We start from the raw sequence: 2,987 nt of genomic DNA, 5'->3' as shown, positions 1-2,987 counted from the left end.
GTGTATACTGATATAAAGGATCAATTTAGACCGCTGGATATAGCAAAGAGAGATTATGAAATAGCGGATTTAGTAGTTATAGGTAAAACAACACTAAATGGCAAATATTCTGTAATACGATGCAATAGGAATCCCGCACTGGTACCCAGAGATGATAGAGCGAGAGTGGGAGCAGGGGACATAATAAGGGTTAATGTGTACTGTGATAACATAACATCGAAACCTATCTGTTTAGAAGTATTAAAGGATCCAGACTACGATGTTGTAAACGGCAATAACGTGGGCGACTTCTTTAAGGAAATTGAATGTCCTAAACTTTAAGTTAAATAGATTACTCATATACTCTTAACTATTGTTAAGCTTCTTAACTAAAACATTTCCAAACCTGAAAATGATCTAAGGATATCTTGTAAGCTCTTATTTTTAGAAGTACAGGACACCACATCCTTTCGAAAATCCTCCAATTCATAGTGTATTATTACAGAGTTTAATGCATCGACTAAAGATGATATTACGCGTTTTTTCTCTATATCAGATTCGCGGAAGGCCTCCTCTATGTGATCGAGTAAAAATATTGCTGTTTCATCATCGGGTTTAGCTATTTGTTTAATTTTCATTTTTATTTCTTCGAATTTTTTATTATTACTTATCATCTGGCTCAAGCTTACTGGTTCATTAGTAATTGGATCTATAATAGCTGAAGCGTTAAACCTCTCTTGGATTAATTTATAATAACTGGCACCTTCTAACTTTCTCCTACTTTGCCTGAACCTAGTATTATAACTTAGTATTCCGCTGAAAAAATACCTTAACAACGTAGTAGACTCTATCACGTATTGTCTCGACCTTACTATTACCTTGAAACTTTTAGGCAAATCTACGAAAATGGGCAATTTATTATTTCCTTCAACAATTGAATACAGTGTTTTTACATTACTATGAATTTTGTTATATGAGTCAATATTTTTCTTATCAAATCTAATTATTATACCTGAAATCTCATTAACTTTATGGATAAGCTCTTTAGTAACGCTTGCACTATCAATACCTACCACGGGAAACACGCTTTGATCCTTATAGTCTTTCACGACATTTTTGACGATATTAATAGCTTTTTCTCTTGAAAGATCCTTTATAGGTACAGCCAAAATACTGGTTTTATAATCGTATTGGTACTGTACTGAGTCCTTAATAGCATCTACCTTAGTATCCTCGGTGTTTTCGGGTATGGAAGGGATATATATGAAGATCTTATTGTTAGATGACAATAGGTTTCGCAATTTAGTTAGCTCAGAATCTAAATCTGGTATATAACTCTTCTTGAAGGGAGAACTACATATGAAGGCATAATCGGGTAAGTAAATGTTTGAGGCTGAATATTGCTTTGCTATCAACTCTGCCTTAGTAAGTGCTTTTATTGGTGTAGTGAATTTGGAACCCTCAACTTCAATTTGATAAAAAACAACCTTATGACCATAAACAGATTGTTCTGAATATGATGTTATCCTCATCCCTTCCCTCTGCCCCACTTAATATCCTTATATTTTGCTCTTATTTTGGATTTCTCCTTCATTTCAGGGAAGTTAGTGTACACATAATGTAATATTCCATCTACTGTGTACTGATCTATGCTCTGTCTAAACGTAATAAGGTCTCGCAAGTCTTTTTCTTTAATCTTTTCTTTAATTAATAATATTGCCTCATTTTTTCCTTTTTCTGTTAGCTTGAACTCCTCAGTCTCCTTGCCATATTCCCCTTTTGCTTCGATAAAACCAGACCACCACAAGTTATCCAGAACTCTAGCTAGGACAAAACTATACGGCCCATAACTATAGGGAATAAAATGAGGATCCTGAACCTTATATCCTCTTTTCTCTAGTTCTTTTAAGAACAGGAAGAGTCCTTTCTGGTATTTTATTCTACTTTGAATAGGCTTCTCTGGCTCTAGACCAAAGAAGATTAACACAAATTCATGTAGATAAATGTCATAAGTATCGAATTCTTTCCCCTCCGCTTCATCCAACGTGTAAAACTCAGTCCCATCAGATAGCTTTCTCATTTTCCTCACCTACGACTGGAGTTATTTGGTAACATCTATAACATTTTGTCTTTCTGTCTCGATAACATGAAATGAAATATCTCTTTCCTTTATATTCGATGATATAATCGTATATCAATATACTACGTTTAAGCAAGCCTGGAATTATGCCTTTAATACTATCTTTCCTAAACCTCTTTGTAAAACCTATAAAATGTCTTTTTAAAAAGTCACGATAACGAGAAATGCCAAACTTACCTATAAGGAACTCAAAAACATTTTTCTCTAACTCCATATTGTTGAGCAAATAGTCTAGATTTGGACTCTCTAACCAGAACCACTTCCCGCATGTACCACAATGAAGAGGGAGAATCCTCACAGGTCTACTAAAAGTTACTCCTCCTAGTGGCGAATTAATTTGTGTAATAGCTAATGAATTCATATTAGACCCACAGTAAGGACACTGGATAGTTGACATCTATTAGCAACCTCTTTATTCAGTATTGAAACAAGGTACTCAGTAACCGAATGTAAGCAAATGCCATTGTCACATATTAAACGCCTAAAGTAATGCATTATTACTACCTAAATTATATATTTTCGTATTATCTTAAATGTATTGATTACCATTTTGTGCTATATTTATATAAAAACTGTACAAATATAGATTTTAGGGAAATAATTTAACATTAATACTACTACTGGAAGTTTTGATAATGAAAAACAGAAGAGTGAAAGCTTAAGGCCCAGGGTACCAGTGAAGTGCATAAAGCCTTAAAATTTTTTCTTAAGGAGTTTAAGAGGAAGTTAACAAAAGTCGACTTCCTCTTCGTCTTCATTCTTGTAACCTACTTAAAACCTTGTCTCTAATTATGGAATATTTAGCGTATTCCGGGTATTTCTTGTAGACGTAGTTTAGGATCTCAGTCCTACTCTTCCTAACCCATTC

4 protein-coding genes and 1 pseudogene are annotated in these 2,987 nt (G+C 33.9%); 1 reads left to right on the top strand and 4 read right to left on the bottom strand.

Going from position 1 to position 2,987, the window contains the following annotated elements:
• Nucleotides 1-321, top strand: a 321-nt coding sequence (locus WIW89_RS08710) for a hypothetical protein (RefSeq protein WP_337720456.1), incomplete at its 5' end; no start/stop codon positions are given.
• Nucleotides 322-368: 47 nt separating this feature from the next.
• Here the strand turns inward: WIW89_RS08710 and WIW89_RS08705 are convergent.
• The 4 genes and pseudogenes from WIW89_RS08705 to WIW89_RS08690 form a co-directional block, all read right to left on the bottom strand.
• Nucleotides 369-1,511 carry a hypothetical protein gene (locus WIW89_RS08705; RefSeq protein ID WP_337701177.1) on the bottom strand — a complete coding sequence of 381 codons (1,143 nt, stop codon included), beginning with the start codon at nt 1,509-1,511 and terminating at the stop codon, nt 369-371.
• Nucleotides 1,508-2,059: a hypothetical protein gene (locus tag WIW89_RS08700; RefSeq protein ID WP_337720455.1), complete on the bottom strand. Its 552-nt coding sequence runs from the start codon at nt 2,057-2,059 to the stop codon at nt 1,508-1,510. Before WIW89_RS08700 ends, WIW89_RS08705 begins: the two co-directional genes overlap by 4 nt.
• Nucleotides 2,043-2,516 (bottom strand): hypothetical protein, encoded by a 474-nt coding sequence (locus tag WIW89_RS08695; protein ID WP_337720454.1) that lies wholly within the window; start codon nt 2,514-2,516, stop codon nt 2,043-2,045. Before WIW89_RS08695 ends, WIW89_RS08700 begins: the two co-directional genes overlap by 17 nt.
• 357 nt (nt 2,517-2,873) lie before the next feature.
• Nucleotides 2,874-2,987, bottom strand: a pseudogene (locus WIW89_RS08690) (conjugal transfer protein); the annotation flags it as partial.

It is taken from the genome of Stygiolobus sp. CP850M (genome assembly GCF_037389425.1).
Classification (GTDB): domain Archaea; phylum Thermoproteota; class Thermoprotei_A; order Sulfolobales; family Sulfolobaceae; genus Stygiolobus.
The sequence above is the reverse complement of the archived record's forward strand: the minus strand, read 5'-3'. Positions and strand labels throughout refer to the sequence as shown.

Coding starts and splice junctions, on each gene's coding strand:
- WIW89_RS08695 (WP_337720454.1), bottom strand. CDS start 2,516: ATGTCAACTATCCAGTGTCCTTACTGTGGGTCTAATATGAATTCATTA.
- WIW89_RS08705 (WP_337701177.1), bottom strand. CDS start 1,511: ATGAGGATAACATCATATTCAGAACAATCTGTTTATGGTCATAAGGTT.
- WIW89_RS08700 (WP_337720455.1), bottom strand. CDS start 2,059: ATGAGAAAGCTATCTGATGGGACTGAGTTTTACACGTTGGATGAAGCG.